This is a genomic window from Williamsia herbipolensis (assembly GCF_000964005.1).
GTDB classification, from domain to species: domain Bacteria; phylum Actinomycetota; class Actinomycetes; order Mycobacteriales; family Mycobacteriaceae; genus Williamsia_A; species Williamsia_A herbipolensis.
Genome location: NZ_JXYP01000020.1, coordinates 47,505 through 65,161 on the forward strand (window position 1 = coordinate 47,505; position 17,657 = coordinate 65,161).

Below are 17,657 nucleotides of genomic sequence, written 5' to 3' on the forward strand. Positions count from 1 at the left end.
TCGAAGGAGACCCATGGATTCGCGGACCCCGCAGGGCCACGGCCCGTCCGGCGCCCCTGATCCGTCGGGCGTCCCTGATCCGTCCCGCCCGGTCGGCCCCGACGGCGCCGGCACGCTCGTGATCATCCCGACCTACAACGAGCGGGAGAACCTGCCGCTCATCATCGGCCGTCTGCACGCGTCCCTGTCGGCGGCGCACGTCCTCGTCGTCGACGACGGCAGCCCCGACGGCACCGGTGCACTGGCCGACGAGCTGGCGTCGGCGGACGCCGACAACCGGATCCACGTCATGCACCGCGCGGAGAAGAGCGGCCTCGGTGGCGCCTACATCGCCGGGTTCGGATGGGGTCTCGAGCGCGACTACGCCGTGCTGGTGGAGATGGACGCCGACGGCAGCCACGCGCCGGAGCAGCTGCACCGGCTGCTCGACGGGATCAATGCCGGTTCCGACCTCGTCATCGGGTCCCGGTACGTCGCCGGGGGATCACTGGTGAACTGGCCGAAGCGGCGCAAGCTGCTGTCGCAGGGCGCGAACACCTACTCGCGGCTGGCGCTCGGCGTGCGCGTACGTGACATCACCGCGGGGTATCGCGCCTACCGCCGCGCGGTGTTGGAGAAGATCGACATCGCGTCGGTCGATTCCCACGGCTACTGCTTCCAGATCGACCTCGCCTGGCGCACGATTCAGGCGGGTTTCACCGTCAGCGAGGTGCCGATCACGTTCACCGAGCGCCAGATCGGCGAATCGAAGATGAGCGGTGACGTGATCGGTGAGGCGTTCTTCAAGGTGTTCGAGTGGGGCATGAAGCACCGACTCGAGAAGGCAGGCATCCGCCGGTCGTGACCGACCGGCGGATGCGACCTCCCGGGGTCTAGGTGGTGACGCCGCGGCGACGCTGCTTGAGCAGGTCCATCCGCTCGGTCAACAGCTCCTCCAGCTCGGCCTCGCTGCGACGCTCGAGCAGCATGTCCCAGTGGGTGCGCGGCGGCTTGACCTTCTTCTCGTCGGGCTCGGCGCCCTCGAGGATGGTGCCCTCCATGCCGTTCTTGCACGGCCACTTCGAGGGGATCTCGGCGTCGTCGGCGAACGGGACGTCGAACAGTTCGCCGTTGTCGGTGCGGTATTGCACGATGCGGCGAGGTGCCAGGTCGTGGTCGCGGTCGGTCTCGTAGCTGACCGCGCCCAGTCGGCTACCTCGGAGTACTCGATCTGCCATGGTGTCGTCCTCTCTGCTGTGGACTCGTCGACCGGGGATGCGGCGATCGGTGCGCGCAGCCGCCGGGACGTCGGGCCGACCGGGCTGCCGCGGATCGGCACCGGTCGCCTGCGAGCCAGAACACCGCAATGATACCCGCCATTCCCATAGCGGTCACATGCCGCGACACCGTCGGATCGCCCGCCGACGGTGCACAGCCCGTCTGGTCACCACCGGTACGCTGCGCTGATGGATTCCGAGCGTCGGCGGCGCCCCTACGCCTGCGCGTGGTGCGGCCGCCCGGTCGTCGATTCCGAGACCGGCCGGCGCCGCAAGTACTGCAAACGTGCATGCCGTCAGCGCGCCTACGAACAACGCGCCGCGGTCGGCGGCAGTGCGGTTCCCACCGATGCGGTGATCCTGTCGAGCACCGAGGCCACCGAACTGGTCGACCGGCTGTTCGAGCTGCGGTGCGCGGCCGAGGACGTCGCCACCGCGGTCGCCGAACGTGCGTCGCACGCCGAACTCGACGACCTGTGCCGCCGGCTGGTGGAGCAGGCCGGCGACGCCGAACGCCTGCGGTGACCGCGACCCGTCAGAGGAAACGCTGGATCTGCTTGGCCGCCTCGCCGGGGTGTCGTGCCGCCATGCCCTCGCCGACGGCCTGCAGCTTCCAGCCGCCGTCGCCACGGAAGACCTTCGCCATCACGATGCCGGTGAACGGCATCCCACCGGCGAGGGTGTAGCGCGCGAGCTCGGCGCGGTTGGACTGGTCCACCAGACGACAGAACGCGTTGTCGACCTGCTCGAAGGTCTGCCCCTGGTAGGACGTCACGATGAACAGGATCTGCGTGATCTGCTGCGGGATCCGGGTGAGGTCCACGTCGATCACCTCGTCGTCGCCGTCACCCTCGCCGGTGAGGTTGTCGCCATGGTGTTTCACCGAGCCGTCCTTGCTGACCAGCTGCCCGTAGTAGGCGAGGTCGGCGAGCTGAGTGCCGGCGAACAACATGGCCGAGGCGTCGAGGTCGATGTTCGACGACCGTCCACCCCCGAACAGACCCTTCTTGGTGAGGATCGGATCCCACCCCAGGCCCATGGTGATGCGGGTGAGGGCGACCCCGCCGTCCTTCTGCAGCGACACACGCTGGCCCTTGGTGAGGCTGACCGGTCGGTCCTTGCTGAGGCTGACCTCGCCGGTGGAGGCCGTCGGCCACGGCTGGGCTCCGGCGGGCGGTGTCGCAGCAGGCGGGGTCGGGGCGTCGTCGACCGACACCCCGTGGTCGGTGACCAGAGCCGCGAAGCCCCCGGCGTACCCCTGACCGACGGCGCGGACCTTCCAGTCCGCGCCGCGGCGATACACCTCGAGCGCGATCACGATCGACTCCGACGACAGGCCGTCGATCCGGTACTCGAACGCGTCGGCACCGCCGGCGCGGACGTGGGCGACCGGCGCCGCGACGGCACCGAACGTGCCGTTCTCGAGGGTGATCACCGCGCGGATCTGGCTGATGTCGGCGGGTACGGCCGACAGGTCGAGCCGCAGCGTGCCGACACCCGACCCACTGACCAGGGTGACCCCGGGACCCGACGGCTGGTTGAAGAAGACGAAGTCGGCGTCGGTGCGGACCTTGCCCGCATCGGTGACGAGCAACGCGGACAGATCACCCGCGGTCGCGAGGTCGATCGCGATCTCGACGTCGGTGGACCCGAGCGGCCCGTTCTGTCCCTTGGTCAGCGTCGTTGCCATCAGTAGCGGTCCTGTTCGTCGAGGTCGTTGTGCGGCGCGTCCGACGTCATCGGGGTGGCGTCGGGTCGGTGCGGGTCCAGACGAGCAGCGTCTCGAGGATCTCCGCCGAGGCGGCGATCCCGGAACTGCTCGTAACGGACAACGACGGGTGGTGCCACGAGAGTTCCTGTAGCTCGCCGTGGCGTGGCCGGATCGACCGGTCGGCGGCGACGAGCATCGAGATGTCCAGCACCCCGTCCCCGGTGGCGAACACGCGTCGTGGCCGGTCGGGCAGGTATCGCTCGCCGATGGCCTCGATGGCCGATGCCTTGGTGAGGGGGTCGGGGACGACGTAGATCTTGCGTCCCTGACGTGACACGTTCCATCCGCGCTGCTCCGCCCACACCCGCCACCGCGACACCACGTCACCGGGCATGGACGGGAGATCGACCACGGCGTAACAGAACAGTCCGTCGGCGATGCGCAGGTTCGTCAGCCACGTCGGGTCGGAGTCGGCGGCGAGATGGTCGTACACCTCGTCGACCGGCGCACACGCGGCGCTCAGTCTCTCGACCTCGGTGCGCCACGCCGGGTCGGCGACACCGTCGAGCAGGATCTCGCCGCCGTTGGCCGCCACCGCGTATCGCGGTCGCCGGCCGCGATCGAGGGGGAGGTCGACGCGACGGAACTGCTCGACACTGCGCGTCGTCGTCGGGACCACGACGGCGAGGGTGTCGAGCTCGGCGAGCAGCTCGACCGCCACCGGCGACATGAACGATTGCGGTGCATCGCGATAGAGCTCGACGCACCGGAACTCCGCCATCGCGAGCGGATCCTCGGGGGCCGCCACCCCTGCCGCGGCCGCCGAGTAGATCAGGGTGCGATCGAGGTCGGTCGCGATCAGATCCGTCGCGCCGACGGTGGTCATCGCATCTCCTTGATGAGGCCCATGCAGGCGTAGGCGAGGTCGTCGACGACCTCGATCGGAACGTCCCGGCTCTGCGCCAGGGCGAAGATGTGGCGCAGTTCGGGCGCGTCGGGGTCGCGGACGAGAACCCGCCAGGGCACACGCCGCAGCAGTACCCGGGTCGTCTCTCCGACACCGGGTTTGACGAAGTTGACCGAACTGATGCCGTACCGCTGCGCGATCTCGGCCACCGACCGCCACCCGGTCCACGTCGGTGTCCGATCCGAGCCCTGCACCGACGCGACGGCGTCGTCCACCCCCGCGGCGACGGCGTCATAGCGTCCGGACACCGTGTCCAGCAACAGGTTCGACACATCCGAGTCGGCGAGGTCGGCGTAGAACTTCGCACCGTGGTAGTCCCGCGGACCGATCAGGTCGGCGTTGAGCACGGTGCGCGAGACCAGGCCGGACACTGTCGAGTTCAGGCACGCCGAGGCGATGAGGAAGTCCTCACGCGTGCCGAAGGTCCGCACGCAGTGGCCGGGGTCGGCGAGCACCGCGAGGTCGGGGTCGAAACGCGGTCCACCGCCGGCGGCGACGACCTCGAGCGCCGCGGCGAGCTCTTTCGCGATCGCGCCCTTGCCCGTCCATCCGTCGACGAAGACCACCGACGCCGGATCGTGATGAGCCGCGATGTGTTCCAGGGCGACGGGATCGATCCCGCGGTCGCGGACGATCGACACGGCGTAGTGCGGGAGGTCGAGACCGTGTCGGTGTCGGGCCCAGCGGCGCATCAGGATCCCGATCGGGGTTCCGGCCCGTGCCAGCGACGCGAACACGATGTCGTGACCGCGTTCGGCCAGGACGAGTTCGGTGACGACCGCGACGGCGGTCGCGAGGGTGTCGGCGGTGTCGGCCAGCACGGTCGCGAACAGTTCGCGGTAGGCGGCATCCGGTTGGAACTCGACGGGCAGTGATTCGGCGTAGTGCGCGGTGCCGGCCTGGATCGCCCTCTCGCGCTGGGTGATGTCGGCCTCGAGTTCGCGGTCGGAGAGGTCGGTGAGCAACCAGGCCACGTCGTCGGCGGCGTAACTGCCGAAGGTCGGTCCGTACAGCGGATCCGGTGTCGTCACGAATCGCTCCGGGCTCGCGCGAGTGCGACGAAATCGGTGGCGCCGACGACGGCGACGAGCAGCGCACGCCCCGCCCCCGTGAGAGCCGCGACCACTCCGTCGGGGGACATCAGCTCCGCGGTGTCGGCGGGGGTGTCGACCACCAGCACCCGTTGGGTCCCGGGCTCGCCGGCGGCGGCGTTGTAGAGGTGTCGTCGCGTCGCCTCGCCCGACCATCGCGCCTCCGGGGCGAGGAACTCCATCCCGTGACGCAGGGGATAGCCGGGGTGGTCGAACACATGGGCCGGCGACCGTGTCGTCGTCTGCGAGCGCGCATCCCAGCCACGCTGCTCCAGGTCGGCGGCGATGCGCAGCGGGAGGTACATCAGTTCCTCGTGCCCGATCACCACCACCGGTGCTTCGGCGTCGAGGCGTTCGGCGAGGGCGTCGGCAGCCAGTCGGACGTGGTCGGCGAACGCGGGCTCGTCGCCCACGAGGAAGCCGTGCCTGCCACCGTCGGGCACCGACGCCGACCAGGGGATCACGACGGTGTCGACCGGACCCGACGGTGCGCCCGCCGCACGCGGCGACGCATCGGGTGCGGGAAGGGCGAGGACGCGGTCGACCAGATCGGCGGGGATCTCGGCCCGCCCACGAGCCAGGCTGACGAACGCGACGTCGACACCGAGGTCGCGGGCGGCGGCGGCGCACCGAGCCCGGTCGTCGTCGGAACGCATGTCGACCAGCGACGCCACCACGTAGACCTCGCGGGGGACCACCGCCTGCAGCGACGCGATCGCGTCGAGAGCGGTGTCGCCGGTGGATATCTCGTCGTCGACGAGCACGAGCGGACCGGGCCCTGCGATCAGGTCCGCGTCGGTGGGGGAGATCCTGTGGTCGGTCGCGTGGGAGTGGCCCTCGGTGAACGTCGCGAACACCGGTGTCTGCGGATGTGTCCGCCGGGTGGAGTGCAGGTAGACCGCCGCCGCCATCCGGTGCGCCACGCAGTGACCGAGACCTGTTGCGGTCTCGGCGAACCCGAACACCGTCATGTCGGTGTCGAGGCCCCTCCGGGACAGCTCGGCGGTCGCGAGATCGGCGAGGTCGTCGGCCGCACGCAGGATCGCCGAGGGTGCGACCGGGATGTGCTTGCCCAGCACCGTCGACACCCACAGGTGCGCCCGGCGCGGGTTGCGGCGAAGACCCGGCACGATCAGCTCGTCGACGGTGTGGCCGCCCGAGGACTCCACGTGGTGTGCGCGGAGCCCCAGGTGAGCCTCGACCCACCACCGATCGCTCACCGGTCCACCACGGCCGTCAGCAGTTCGATGACCCCGACCTCGGGGCGGGTCACCCCGAACACCGTCGCCCGGGTCAACGTCCGGATCGCCCAGTTGCGGTGCGGTCGACGCTCGTTCATCTTGTTGCGGTACTCCGACGGCAGCACACCACCGACGTCGGCGGCCGGCGTGCCCACGGCGTCGACGGCGTCGGTGACCGACTGTGTGGCCCCGCCGGCACCGACGTCGGCGAGGTCTCGCTCGGAGATGTTGAGAACGGCGAGGGCGTCGACGAACTCCTCGTGCGACACCGCGCAGACCGAGTGGACGACGTTGACGTGGGTGGGGTGGATGACGGTCTTGCCCTGGAGGCCGTTGGCGCGGTCGAGCACGAGCTCCCGCAGCAGCCCGTCGAGATCCCGGCTGACCAGGCGGTTGCGGAACCGTACCGCGTCGATCTCCCGAAACGGAGTGTTGCGCAACAGCGGTCGGAACATGCGTTCGTGTGCGTTGTAGTACTCCCACACCGGACCGGTGATGATGAACCCCGTGCCGTCGCGACGCCCGAGCACGTTGACGATCGACGCGATGACCGACGCGACCGGGTGGACGTCGTAAATGGTGAGGTCGGGATCGCGACGGATGCCGAACGCGCCGCTGAGGTCGGTCGCGCCGATCCGCACCGCGAGGATCACCGATCGGTACGCGTCGAGCAGCTCGGCGATGGCGTGCAGCTCCTCGGATCGGGTCTCGAGGTGCAGGACCCGTGGGGTCTCGATGATCGGCATCGCCCGCAGCCGGTGGGGGCGGGTGGTGTTGGCCGCCACGATCGGGTCGAGGAACGACCGACCGGTGTCGGCGGAGAACTTCGGCAGGACGAACCCGGCGAGCGTGTCGGTGTCGGCGGCGATCGCGTCGAGGACCTCGTCGATCTGTCCGGGGTGACGCACGCGCACGAAGACCATCGGCACCGACGGCCGCGCCGACAACGCGTCGAGCGTCGACACGATCGCGGCGACGCCCGACTGCACGTCCTCGTCGGGGACGGCGTCCTCGAGATCGATCACCACCGACACCGAGCCGGCGGCACCGGCGCGCACGATGAGGTCGGCGAGATTGTCGCGCACGGCGGGGATGTACAGCGTCGCCCCCAGCGCGGTGGACACGAGATCGACGTCGCCGTCGATCGCGACCGCACGAGGACGTCGGTGGAACAGGCGCTCGGATTCCGACGACGACAGCATCGGGAAGTGGGTGACGGTGCGGTGACCGGCCGCGTTCACCGGCGCCCCTCGCCCTTCATCTTCGCGACCGTCTCGGCGACGAACCCTGACACCGAGGTCAGCTCCTGCACGTAACCCCAGTAGTCGGGGTGCGTGCCGACCAGCGCCGCGGTGGCACGTTCGACACGCGCCGCGGCGGCATCGAGCACCGACCCCCAGCGCGGGACCAGGCGGCGGTCGACCGCCAGGAGTTGAGCGTCACGGATGGCGAAACGGACGTCGGCCTCGAGGCGACGCGGGTCGGCCCGCACGTCGCGCAGCAGCGCGAGGCGGTCGGTGACGCCGTCGACGAACCCCTCGGCGTCGGCGAGGCGACCGCGGGCCGACGCGACGCGCTCGGCGGCGGCATCGGGGTCACCGGCGAGCAGCTCGGTCGCGGCGTCGATGAAGTGGTCGGCCGATCGGAGTGCCTCGTCCCCGCGGCGGTCGTCGCCGACCAGATCCTCCGAGCAGGCCGTAGAGAACTCCCGGAGCAGAGCCGAATACGCCTGGGGGAGTCGCTGGGCGCGGGTGGCGACCGCCGACCGGCGGGTCCGCACCGAGGCCAGGGCCCTGCGGACCTCCTCGGCGCGACCGGGCGCCTCCACCACCGCCGCACGCAGGTCGGCGACCGCCGAGGCGAGATCGGCGGTGGCGTTGTGGATCACCGATGACTCGCCGGCTGTGCGCGCACGGTCGAAGGCGTCGCGAGCGCGGGCGTGCTCGGCCACGGCGGCCCGGATCGACGAGTAGTCCCGCAGATGCGGGTCGAGCGCCCCGACCGCGTCGACCGCGGCGTCCGACGCCCGCGCGGTCGCCCCCGCCTGATCGGGGACGGCGGCACGTACGGCCCGGGCGTTCTCGATGGCGGTGGAGTGCGCGGTGTAGAAGCGATCGAGGTCGGCGATGGCGGTGCGCAGCGCCTCGGAGCACTGCCGGTACTCGGTCTCCGACACCAGGCCCGTCCCGGCGGCCGGGAGCTCGGTCGACTGCCCGCTCAGCCGCAGATACCAGTCGATGGAGGCGTAGACCGACGCGCGGACCGGCTCGAACTCCCGGGTCAGGGAGCGATCGGTCGCGAGGTCGGCGGCGGCGTCGACACCCTCGGCGATGATGGACAGCCGCTGGTCGAGTGCGAGGAAGTCGCGGACCATCGCCTCGCGGGGTCCGTCGAGGGGCGCGGGCGCGGTCGATCGCGGCGTGGGGGTGCCGCCCGCACGCGGAGCGCGTCGAAACCAGCCACTGACCACGAGCGCGATCGTACTGGCCCGTCCGTTTCGACACGTCCCGCCGTACGCGGGCGGCGCTCGGGAACGCCACGCGCATGCCGTCCGTTGCCCCGGTGGATCCCTCGCACGGTTTGTCGGATCTCACGTACGGTTACCCACAGAATGACCACTGAAGAAAGGGACTGACATGGGCGTCAGCTTGAGCAAGGGCGGCAACGTTTCTCTCACCAAGGAGGCACCGAACCTCACGGCGGTGTCGGTGGGTCTGGGCTGGGACATCCGCACCACCACCGGTACCGATTTCGACCTCGACGCCAGTGCGATCGCCGCCGGCACCGACAAGAAGGTGTTGTCGGACAAGCACTTCGTCTTCTTCAACAACCTGACCTCCCCCGACGGCTCCATCGAGCACCTCGGCGACAACCTCACCGGTGAGGGCGAGGGCGATGACGAGGTCATCAAGGTCAACCTCTCGGCGGTGCCGCCGGAGGTCGACTCCATCGTCTTCCCCGTCTCGATCTACGACGCAGACTCGCGGTCGCAGTCGTTCGGTCAGGTCCGCAACGCGTTCATCCGCGTGGTCGACCAGTCCAACAGCAAGGAGCTCGCGCGCTACGACCTCTCCGAAGACGCCTCCACCGAGACGGCCATGGTCTTCGGTGAGCTCTACCGCTCGGGATCGGAATGGAAGTTCCGTGCGGTCGGCCAGGGGTATGCCTCGGGACTCGCCGGGATCGCACGCGACTACGGTGTGAACGTCTGACACGCTAGCCCCCTTCGAAAGGCTTCCCCTCGTGGTTGTTCGCACCTTCGGGATCTCGATCCTGGTGACCATCGCCTCTCTGGTGGTGGCGTTCATCTACGGCAGCTGGGAAGCGGTGGCACTGTGCGCCATCCTCGGTGTGCTCGAGGTCTCGCTCTCCTTCGACAACGCGGTCATCAACGCGACCGTGCTCGAGAAGATGAGCGAGTTCTGGCAGAAGATGTTCCTCACGGTCGGCATCATCATCGCCGTCTTCGGCATGCGGCTCCTGTTCCCGCTCGTGATCGTCTGGGTCACGGCGGGACTGGATCCGGTCCGGGCGTTCGATCTGGCGATGAACCCGCCCGCGGATGGCGCCGAGAACTTCGCCGACGGCAGCCCGAGCTACGAGAAGATCCTCACCGACGCCCATCCGCAGATCGCCGCGTTCGGCGGGATGTTCCTGTTCATGCTGTTCCTGAACTTCATCCTCGCCGAACGCGACACCAAGTGGTTGTCGTGGTTCGAGAAGCCGTTGGCGGCGATCGGCAAGCTCGACGCGCTCTCGGTGATCATCGCCGGTGGCAGCCTGACGCTGGTCGCGGAGTTCCTCGCCGACGACCAGCACCGCGCGACGATCATGATCGCCGGCGTGCTGGGCATGATCACCTACATCGCCGTCGACGGTCTCGGCTCGCTGTTCCACACCGAGCAACTCGAGGAAGACCACGAACGCGATGTCGCGTCGCGGGCCGCCGGTGGGCCGTCGACCCTGGTGAAGGCGACCGGCAAGGCCGCGTTCTTCCTGTTCCTCTACCTCGAGGTGCTCGACGCGTCGTTCTCCTTCGACGGCGTCATCGGCGCGTTCGCGATCACCGCCGACCCGATCATCATCGCCCTCGGTCTCGGCTTCATCGGCGCGATGTTCGTGCGCTCGATCACCGTGTTCCTGGTGCGACAGGGGACCCTCGCCGAGTACCGGTATCTCGAACACGGCGCCCACTGGGCGATCGGCGCCCTGTCGGTGATCCTGTTCATCTCGATCGAGTACCACATCAACGAGATCATCACCGGCCTCGTCGGCGTCGCGTTCATCGGTGCGGCCTTCATCAGCAGCGTGATCGCCAACCGACGCGAGGCGGGCGACGACACGACCCCGCCGGCCGCGGGTACCCCGGCGGGCGAGATGGCCACCGTCACCGAATGATTCGCCCCCTGTCGCATCGTCGGCAGGACCTCGTCGACGGGCGGGTACTGTGCTCTCGGGCCTCGGCGTCGGGGACCGATTCGTGAGCGGCCGAGCAGACGGGCAGGGATGGACATGGATCTGTTGAAGTGGAGTCGGCGGCCCGCCGCCGATGTCTCCGCGACGGCGCCCCAGGTGAACGTGATCCGCGGACTCGTCGCCCGGGCGACCACCCCGCTGTTGCCCGACGACTACCTGCATCTGCTCAACCCGCTGTGGTCGGCGCGGGAGCTGCGCGGTCGGATCGTGGCCGTGACCCGGGAGACCACCGACACCGCGACCGTCGAGATCGAGACCGGGTGGGGTTTCTCCCACAACTATCAACCCGGCCAATACGTCGGCATCGGCCTCCAGATCGAGGGCCGCTGGCATTGGCGGTCGTACTCTCTGACCTCTATCGGGGCGACCCGCAAGAAGCGCATCACCATCACGGTGAAGGCCAACCCCGACGGCTTCCTCTCGACGCATCTCGTGGACGGCGTCGCGCCGGGGACGGTCATCCGGCTCGCCGCCCCCAAGGGGGACTTCACGCTGCCGCATCCGGCCCCGCCGTCGATCCTCTTCATCACCGCAGGCAGCGGGATCACCCCGGTCATCTCCATGCTGCGCGGACTGCGGTCCCGCGGCGAGACCCCCGACATCGTCCACGTGCACTCGGCGCCGACCCGCGAGGACGTCATCTTTCTCGCCGAACTCGAGGAGCTCGCCGCCGCCGGTGTCGGCTACACGCTCGACCTGCAGCTGACACGCACCATGGGCAAGGTCGACCTCGGACGGCTCGGCGACCGCGTCGCCGACTGGCAGACGCGATCGACCTGGGCGTGCGGGCCGATCGCGATGCTCGACGACGTCGAACGCACGTGGGGCGCCGCCGGACTCGGTGACAAGCTGCACGTCGAGCGTTTCGCCATCGCCCGCACCGACAAGGGCGGCGAAGGCGGCACGGTCACGTTCACCCGGTCGGACCGATCACTGGAGATCGACGGCGCGACAACGCTCCTCGAAGCGGGCGAGAGCCAGGGTGTGCAGATGCCGTTCGGGTGCCGGATGGGCATCTGCCAGAGCTGTGTGGTGCAGCTGACCGGGGGCTACACCCGGGATCTGCGCAACGGGACCGAGAGTCGCGAGGGCGACCGTATCCAGACCTGCATCAGCACCGTCTCGGGCGAGTGCACCATCGACCTGTGACCCCACGAGACAAGCGCAGCCCCGGGCGGTCGGTCGTCGACGCCCTGCAGTCGGCGCGTCGGTGGGCATCACGGGTCAACCGCACCGACTCGGTGGTGCGCGCCGCACGCACCGCGCGCCAGGTCGCGCCCGGCGACCTCCCGATCCTCGAGGTCTCGAGCAACCCGACGCGTCGTAGCGACCGCATCGCGCGGCTCATCGGCGAGGCCGGTGCCGAGGAACCCAGCGCTCTGAAGGAGCTCGGTCTCACCGCGGTGCAGCTGTGGCAGGCGATCGGCGCCCGGCGCGCGCCCACCGAGACACCCAGCGAGTTCGTCACCATCCTCTTCACCGACCTCGTCGGTTTCTCCACCTGGGCGCTGGCCGCCGGCGACGACAGGGTCCTCACACTGCTGCGGCAGGTCAACGCGGCCACCGACGAGGTGGTCACCCGACGCAACGGACGTGTGGTCAAGTCCCTCGGCGACGGCACGATGGCGGTGTTCGTCGACGGCGCCGACGCGATCGAGGCGGCTCACGAGGCGTGCGTCGCCGTCAGCGCGATCACCGTCGACGGCTATCGTCCGGCTCTGCGCGCCGGGCTGCACACCGGCAAGCCCCGCAGGGAGGGCGATGACTACCTCGGCGTCGACGTCAACATCGCCGCCCGCGTGGCCGACGCGGCGGCCGGGGGAGAGGTGCTCGCCACCAGTTCCACCCTGGATGCGACACGCGCGGACAAATACATCATGCGCCGCAGGCGTTTTCGCGCCAAGGGCGCGCCCCGCGACCTGATCGTCTACGCGGTCGTGCCGAGGTACGAGTAGATCGTCGCCCGACTGATCGCCGGCATCCTCAGCCGAGGACGCCGCTCCGGTCGGCGCTCGAATAGGTGTAGATCGTCGTCGCGGCACTGATCACCGTGGCGACGAGGAGCATCTGCGGGTTGGTGATGATCAGGCTGACGATGCCGCCCGCGACGGCGCCGACGAAGAACGCGGCGTAGAGCAGGAAGTATCCGAGCCATGCGGTGATCGGTCCACCGCTGATGTGGCGTTCGATCCCCTGTCCCATCTTCACCAACGTCCCGGTGACGTAGCTCAACGGGATCGACACCTCACCGTTCTTGCAGAACGAGGTGTTGAGGGCACCGATGCCGAAGGCGACGAAGATGATGGGAACGAAATTCAGTTGTGGCGCATCCCATCCCGCCATGAACAGGTCGACGACCGTCGCGATCGCGAGCGCACCGGTGGTGAGAACCGTGGCACCGTGCGGGTGGTTGACCCAGAAGTGCCTGCGGCACAACGAGGCAACGACGACACCCGACACGAACGACAACGTCAGCAACAGAGCTGCGGTCGCCATCCAGGGGCGGCCCTGGAGAAATCCGAGCGCACCCCGCTCGGCGTTGCCGGTCATGAAGGTGACGAAATACCCTCCGGTCTGGGTGAATGCCGCTGCGCCCACCAGTCCGGCGAGGCCGGCGAGCACCCATGAGAGTCGCGATTCCTTGTCGGCGATCGTGTCCATGTTGCGAGGTTAGCGGCGTTCTCTGAGACCTTCCTGTGACCACCGAGTCGGTTTGTGCGACGTCACGAAACCGGCGATGGGAATTGTGCACATGTTGTGCCGCCGGTCATCTCGGCGTAACACGACGGCGTCGCGTCGACGGGACACTGCGGTCATGCGCATCGTGCAGGTCGCGAACTTCTACGGTCCGCGCTCCGGTGGGCTCCGAACCGCGGTCGACCAACTGGGCCGCGGTTACACCGATCACGGCCACAGTGTCACGGTGATCGTCCCGGGCCGAACGGCGTCGGAGGAGGTCCTCGACTCGGGTGTCGCACGCATCACGGTGCCCGCCATCGGGATCCCCGGCACCGGCGGATACCGCGTCGCCGATCCACGACGGGTGACCGACCTCCTCGTCGGTCTCGCACCGGACGCCCTGGAGGTCTCCGATCGGCTGACGCTGCGTGGGCTCGGCCCCTGGGCGCGCCGCCGCGGCATCGCATCGGTGATGATCAGCCACGAGCGCCTCGACCGCCTCCTGGGGCAGGTGATGCCGGCGCGGTGGGCCCGCGCCGCGGCCGACATCGCCAACGCACGCACGGCGGCGGGGTACGACGCGGTGGTCTGCACCACCGCGTTCGCCCGCGCCGAATTCGACCGGATCGGCGCGACCAACGTCCACCGCGTGCCCCTCGGCGTCGATCTCGACCTGTTCCACCCGCGTCGGCGCAACACCACCACCGTCGAGGCCTGGCGGGGCGGTTCCTCGCACCTCCTCGTGCACTGTGGACGTCTGTCGGTGGAGAAGCACGTCGAACGCAGCATCGACACCTGCGCGGGGTTGATCGCCGACGGAGTCGACGCGCGCCTGGTCATCGCGGGCGACGGCCCGCGCCGGGCCTCGTTGACCCGGCGTGCCGCGGGGCTGCCCGTCGAGTTCACCGGGTTCCTCGACAGTCGGACGCGGGTCGCCGAACTGCTCGCCGCCGCCGACGTCGCCCTCGCCCCGGGACCACACGAGACCTTCTGTCTGTCCGCGTTGGAATCGCTCGCCGCGGGGACACCGGTCGTCGCCTCACGCACCTCGGCCGTAGCGGAGATGGTGACCGACCGCTGTGGTGCGATCGCGGGCAACACCACCGGCGAGTTCGCCGACGGTGTGCGGTCGGTGTTCGCGCTGTCGTCGGGTGGACGGATCAGCGCGCGACTGCGTGCCGAGGACTACGGCTGGCCGTCGGCGGTGCAGGGCATGCTCGACGTGCTCGACCCCCGGTCGTGACCGGGGGTCGAGGGGGCGGATCGGTGGTGGAGGACTACTTGGCCAGCGTGAACTGCATGACGTCGATGTAGCCGTTGCGGAAGTAGTCGGCGCACCCGGTCAGGTAGTGGATGTAGGTGTTGTACACGTCCTCCGAGGCGATGCGGATCGCGTCGTCGCGACGCTTCTCCAGCGCGGCCGCCCAGATGTCGAGCGTGCGGGCGTAGTGCTGCTGCAACGGCTGGATCTTCTCGACGGTGAATCCCGCTGCGGTCGACTCGCGCTCGACGTCGTGGGGTTCGGGCAGCTGCCCACCCGGGAAGATCTCGTTGGCGATGAAGCGGGCGAACTGCAGCACCTCGCGGGTGATCGGCAGCCCCTTCTCGCGGATCACGTGCCGGTTGAACGCGACGATCGTGTGCAGCAGCATGCGGCCGTCGGCGGGCAGCAGGTTGTAGGTCTTCTCGAAGAACTGGGGGTAGCGCTCGGCGCGGAAGTGCTCGAAGGCACCGATGCTCACGATGCGGTCGACGGGCTGGTCGAACTCCTCCCAGCCCTGCAGACGCACCTCGGCGGTCCGTCCCTCGGGCGTGGCCTCGGCCAAGGAGGCGTTCACGAGCTCGTACTGGTTCTTGCTCAGCGTGAGTCCGATGACGTTGACGTCGTAGGTCTCCATCGCGCGCTTGATGGTGGTGCCCCAGCCGCAGCCGACGTCGAGCAACGTCATCCCCGGCTCCAGCCCGAGCTTGCCGAGGGAGAGGTCGATCTTCGCGTACTGCGCCTGCTCGAGGGTGTAGTCGTCCTCTTTGAAGTACGCGCAGCTGTACATCCGCGACGGGTCGAGGAACAGGTCGAAGAAGTCGTTGGAGAGGTCGTAGTGCGCCTGCACATCCTCGTAGAACGGGTCCAGCTCGGTCATGGGTGCCATCTTCCTTCCGTGGTGTTCCCCCTGATCCACCGGTGCGGAGGATCGTGGCTCGTACGGACACCTCGGCCGTGGGCCGGGCCGAGGTGGTCCGCAGAGCATCGTCGCCGGTCACCTTACCGGTGCGCCAGATCACACCCACGCCGCGGCAGGCGGGGCGGTGGGGCGACCGCGGACCGCGTTCACCGGTAGCGTCGGCCGGAAGGCGGCGGTACACGTCGCCGCACCCCGATGCGAAGGACTCCCACTGTGGCAAGTGTGACCGTGACGGTCGATTCGGACCTGTCCCCGGCCGATGCCTGGGCGCTCGCATCGGACCTGGGTCGTTTCGACGAATGGCTGACGATCTTCGGCGGGTGGCGATCGGAGGTGCCCAGCCGGATCGAGAAGGGCACCTCGGTGAAGTCGCTCATCAAGGTGAAAGGCTTCCGCAACGTGATCAGCTGGACGGTCACGACCTACGACGAGCCCGAACGCATCGGCTTGCGGGGCACCGGTCGGGGCGGGGTGAAGATCGACCTGTCGATGACCGTCGCCGAGGTCGACTCCGGTTCGCGATTCGACCTGACCGCGACCCTGAGCGGCGGCCTGCTCAGCGGTCCGGTCGGCTCCCTGGTCGCCCGCGTCATCGAGTCCGACGTCCGTCGGTCGGTCGACAACCTCGCGGCGCTGAGCTCATGAGCGCCCCGTCGATCACCACCATCAACGGTGAGCCCGCCGCCTACCGGGACGTCGGTCGCGGCGAGGTCATCCTGTTGATCCACGGGATGGCCGGGAGCTCGGCCACCTGGCGCGACGTGATCCCGGAGCTCGCGCGCCACCATCGCGTCCTCGCCCCCGATCTGCCCGGTCACGGGGCGTCGGGCAAACCGCGCGGCGACTACTCACTGGGATCGTTCGCGGCCTGGCTGCGTGACCTGCTCGACGAACTGGGAATCGAGAGCGCAACCGTCGTCGGTCAGTCGCTCGGCGGCGGCGTCGCGATGCAGTTCAGCTACCAACACCCCGAGTACTGCCACCGTCTCGCGCTGATCAGCAGCGGCGGCCTCGGGCCCGACGTCAGCTGGACGCTACGGCTGCTCGCCGCCCCCGGTGCGGAGCTGCTGATGCCCGTCATCGCCGCGCCGCCGGTGATCACCGCGGGCAACAAGGTGGCGTCGTGGTTGGGCGAGCGCGGGCTGCGCGCCCCCCGTGCGAACGAGATGTGGCGCGCGCACCGGTCCCTGGGTGACCGGGAGACCCGCGCGGCGTTCCTGCGCACCCTGCGCGCGGTGGTCGACCATCGCGGGCAGGCGGTCAGCGCCATGGGCAAACTGCACCTCAACGAGGGGATGCCCACCCTGCTCATCTGGGGCGACGACGACGCGGTGATCCCCGTGGCACACGCGCACGCGGCACACGAGGCGATGCCGGCGAGCCGGCTCGAGATCCTCCCCGGTGTCGGCCACTTCCCACAGGTCGAGGACCCCGATGCGGTGGCGCGTCTGCTCCTGGAGTTCCAACGACAGCCCGCCCGTACGCGGCGCCCGGTCGCGCCGGGCCACCGATCGGGTTAGCCGGGACAGTCGGATCCGCTGCCGCGGGCCGACTACCGTCGACGGCATGGGTCTGCTCACTCCGCTCGCCGTCCGCATCGGTGCCATCCCCTGGATGCCGAAAGCACTGCCGCTGATCGAGAAGACCGACAGTCGCCTGCAACGTGTCACGAGCGGGCGGTTAAGCCTGCTCGACATCGCGGGACTCCCCAACCTCATGCTGCGGGTCCCGGGCCGCAAGAGCGGCGTCCTGCGATCCACCCCGTTGCTGTGCGCACCGCGCAGCAACGGCGAATGGCTGATCGCCGGCTCGTATTTCGGCAACCCCACGACCCCGACATGGGTGTACAACCTGCGCGCCGCCGACTCCGCCGAGATCGTCGTCGACGGCACCCCGATCGAGGTGTCGTGGCGTGAGGCCTGTGACGACCGACCCGCGCTGTGGGCCGAACTCCTCGACGTGTGGCCCAATTTCCGTCTCTACGAACAACGCACCGACCGGACCATCCCGGTCTTCGTCCTCACCCGACGCTGAGCAGCCGGTCGAGCGCTGC

Annotated in this window: 19 protein-coding genes; 10 read left to right on the forward strand and 9 right to left on the reverse strand. The window is 69.3% G+C overall.

What is annotated here, in order from left to right:
- Positions 1-13 precede the first annotated feature (13 nt).
- Complete coding sequence (locus TU34_RS10360; RefSeq protein WP_082080133.1) at positions 14-844, forward strand: polyprenol monophosphomannose synthase; 831 nt, start codon at positions 14-16, stop codon at positions 842-844.
- Between the two features lie 28 nt (positions 845-872).
- Here the strand turns inward: TU34_RS10360 and TU34_RS10365 are convergent, their stop codons facing one another.
- Positions 873-1,217, reverse strand: coding sequence for an RNA polymerase-binding protein RbpA (locus tag TU34_RS10365; RefSeq protein ID WP_045822805.1), 345 nt, complete (start codon positions 1,215-1,217; stop codon positions 873-875).
- A 228-nt stretch (positions 1,218-1,445) separates the two neighbouring features.
- Here TU34_RS10365 and TU34_RS10370 point away from each other — a divergent pair, with 228 nt between their 5' ends.
- Positions 1,446-1,781: a hypothetical protein gene (locus tag TU34_RS10370; RefSeq protein ID WP_045822806.1), complete on the forward strand. Its 336-nt coding sequence runs from the start codon at positions 1,446-1,448 to the stop codon at positions 1,779-1,781.
- 10 nt (positions 1,782-1,791) lie between these two features.
- Here the strand turns inward: TU34_RS10370 and TU34_RS10375 are convergent, their stop codons facing one another.
- The 6 genes from TU34_RS10375 to TU34_RS10400 are packed head-to-tail and all read right to left on the reverse strand — an operon-like array spanning position 1,792 to position 8,736.
- The gene (locus TU34_RS10375; RefSeq protein ID WP_203225440.1) at positions 1,792-2,946 is read right to left on the reverse strand and encodes a TerD family protein; all 1,155 of its coding nucleotides are present in this window, start codon (positions 2,944-2,946) and stop codon (positions 1,792-1,794) included.
- A 46-nt stretch (positions 2,947-2,992) separates the two neighbouring features.
- Positions 2,993-3,853, reverse strand: coding sequence for a hypothetical protein (locus TU34_RS10380; RefSeq protein ID WP_045822807.1), 861 nt, complete (start codon positions 3,851-3,853; stop codon positions 2,993-2,995).
- Complete coding sequence (locus tag TU34_RS10385) at positions 3,850-4,965, reverse strand: cysteine protease StiP family protein (protein ID WP_045822808.1); 1,116 nt, start codon at positions 4,963-4,965, stop codon at positions 3,850-3,852. Before TU34_RS10385 ends, TU34_RS10380 begins: the two co-directional genes overlap by 4 nt.
- Positions 4,962-6,245 (reverse strand): phosphoribosyltransferase family protein, encoded by a 1,284-nt coding sequence (locus tag TU34_RS23545; RefSeq protein ID WP_045822809.1) that lies wholly within the window; start codon positions 6,243-6,245, stop codon positions 4,962-4,964. The genes TU34_RS10385 and TU34_RS23545 overlap by 4 nt, the downstream gene beginning before the upstream one ends.
- Positions 6,242-7,468 (reverse strand): HpcH/HpaI aldolase/citrate lyase family protein, encoded by a 1,227-nt coding sequence (locus tag TU34_RS10395; protein ID WP_045822953.1) that lies wholly within the window; start codon positions 7,466-7,468, stop codon positions 6,242-6,244. The genes TU34_RS23545 and TU34_RS10395 overlap by 4 nt, the downstream gene beginning before the upstream one ends.
- A gap of 35 nt (positions 7,469-7,503) precedes the next feature.
- On the reverse strand, positions 7,504-8,736 hold the full coding sequence (locus TU34_RS10400) for a hypothetical protein (protein WP_052688854.1): 1,233 nt from the start codon (positions 8,734-8,736) through the stop codon (positions 7,504-7,506).
- 166 nt (positions 8,737-8,902) lie between these two features.
- Here TU34_RS10400 and TU34_RS10405 point away from each other — a divergent pair, with 166 nt between their 5' ends.
- From TU34_RS10405 to TU34_RS10420, 4 genes are all read left to right on the forward strand, one after another.
- Positions 8,903-9,478 carry a TerD family protein gene (locus TU34_RS10405; protein WP_045822810.1) on the forward strand — a complete coding sequence of 192 codons (576 nt, stop codon included), beginning with the start codon at positions 8,903-8,905 and terminating at the stop codon, positions 9,476-9,478.
- A gap of 31 nt (positions 9,479-9,509) precedes the next feature.
- A complete protein-coding gene (locus TU34_RS10410) occupies positions 9,510-10,664 on the forward strand; it encodes a DUF475 domain-containing protein (RefSeq protein WP_045822811.1) in 1,155 nt (384 codons plus the stop codon).
- Between the two features lie 114 nt (positions 10,665-10,778).
- Positions 10,779-11,891: a ferredoxin reductase gene (locus TU34_RS10415; RefSeq protein WP_045822955.1), complete on the forward strand. Its 1,113-nt coding sequence runs from the start codon at positions 10,779-10,781 to the stop codon at positions 11,889-11,891.
- A complete protein-coding gene (locus TU34_RS10420; RefSeq protein WP_238981241.1) occupies positions 11,888-12,697 on the forward strand; it encodes an adenylate/guanylate cyclase domain-containing protein in 810 nt (269 codons plus the stop codon). The genes TU34_RS10415 and TU34_RS10420 overlap by 4 nt, the downstream gene beginning before the upstream one ends.
- 28 nt (positions 12,698-12,725) lie before the next feature.
- Here TU34_RS10420 and TU34_RS10425 read toward each other — a convergent pair whose 3' ends face one another.
- Positions 12,726-13,403 carry a YoaK family protein gene (locus TU34_RS10425; protein WP_045822812.1) on the reverse strand — a complete coding sequence of 226 codons (678 nt, stop codon included), beginning with the start codon at positions 13,401-13,403 and terminating at the stop codon, positions 12,726-12,728.
- 154 nt (positions 13,404-13,557) lie between these two features.
- On the opposite strand from TU34_RS10425, the gene TU34_RS10430 reads away from it, so the two are divergent.
- A complete protein-coding gene (locus TU34_RS10430) occupies positions 13,558-14,664 on the forward strand; it encodes a glycosyltransferase (protein WP_045822813.1) in 1,107 nt (368 codons plus the stop codon).
- Positions 14,665-14,698: 34 nt separating this feature from the next.
- Here TU34_RS10430 and TU34_RS10435 read toward each other — a convergent pair whose 3' ends face one another.
- Positions 14,699-15,562 carry a cyclopropane mycolic acid synthase family methyltransferase gene (locus TU34_RS10435; RefSeq protein ID WP_082080153.1) on the reverse strand — a complete coding sequence of 288 codons (864 nt, stop codon included), beginning with the start codon at positions 15,560-15,562 and terminating at the stop codon, positions 14,699-14,701.
- Positions 15,563-15,817: 255 nt separating this feature from the next.
- Between TU34_RS10435 and TU34_RS10440 the strand changes: the two genes are divergently transcribed.
- The 3 genes from TU34_RS10440 to TU34_RS10450 are packed head-to-tail and all read left to right on the forward strand — an operon-like array spanning position 15,818 to position 17,638.
- Positions 15,818-16,249, forward strand: a complete 432-nt coding sequence (locus TU34_RS10440; protein ID WP_045822815.1) for a type II toxin-antitoxin system Rv0910 family toxin — start codon at positions 15,818-15,820, stop codon at positions 16,247-16,249.
- Positions 16,246-17,124, forward strand: coding sequence for an alpha/beta fold hydrolase (locus TU34_RS10445; protein ID WP_045822816.1), 879 nt, complete (start codon positions 16,246-16,248; stop codon positions 17,122-17,124). Before TU34_RS10440 ends, TU34_RS10445 begins: the two co-directional genes overlap by 4 nt.
- A 46-nt stretch (positions 17,125-17,170) precedes the next feature.
- Positions 17,171-17,638, forward strand: coding sequence for a nitroreductase/quinone reductase family protein (locus TU34_RS10450; protein ID WP_045822817.1), 468 nt, complete (start codon positions 17,171-17,173; stop codon positions 17,636-17,638).
- Positions 17,639-17,657 lie beyond the last annotated feature (19 nt).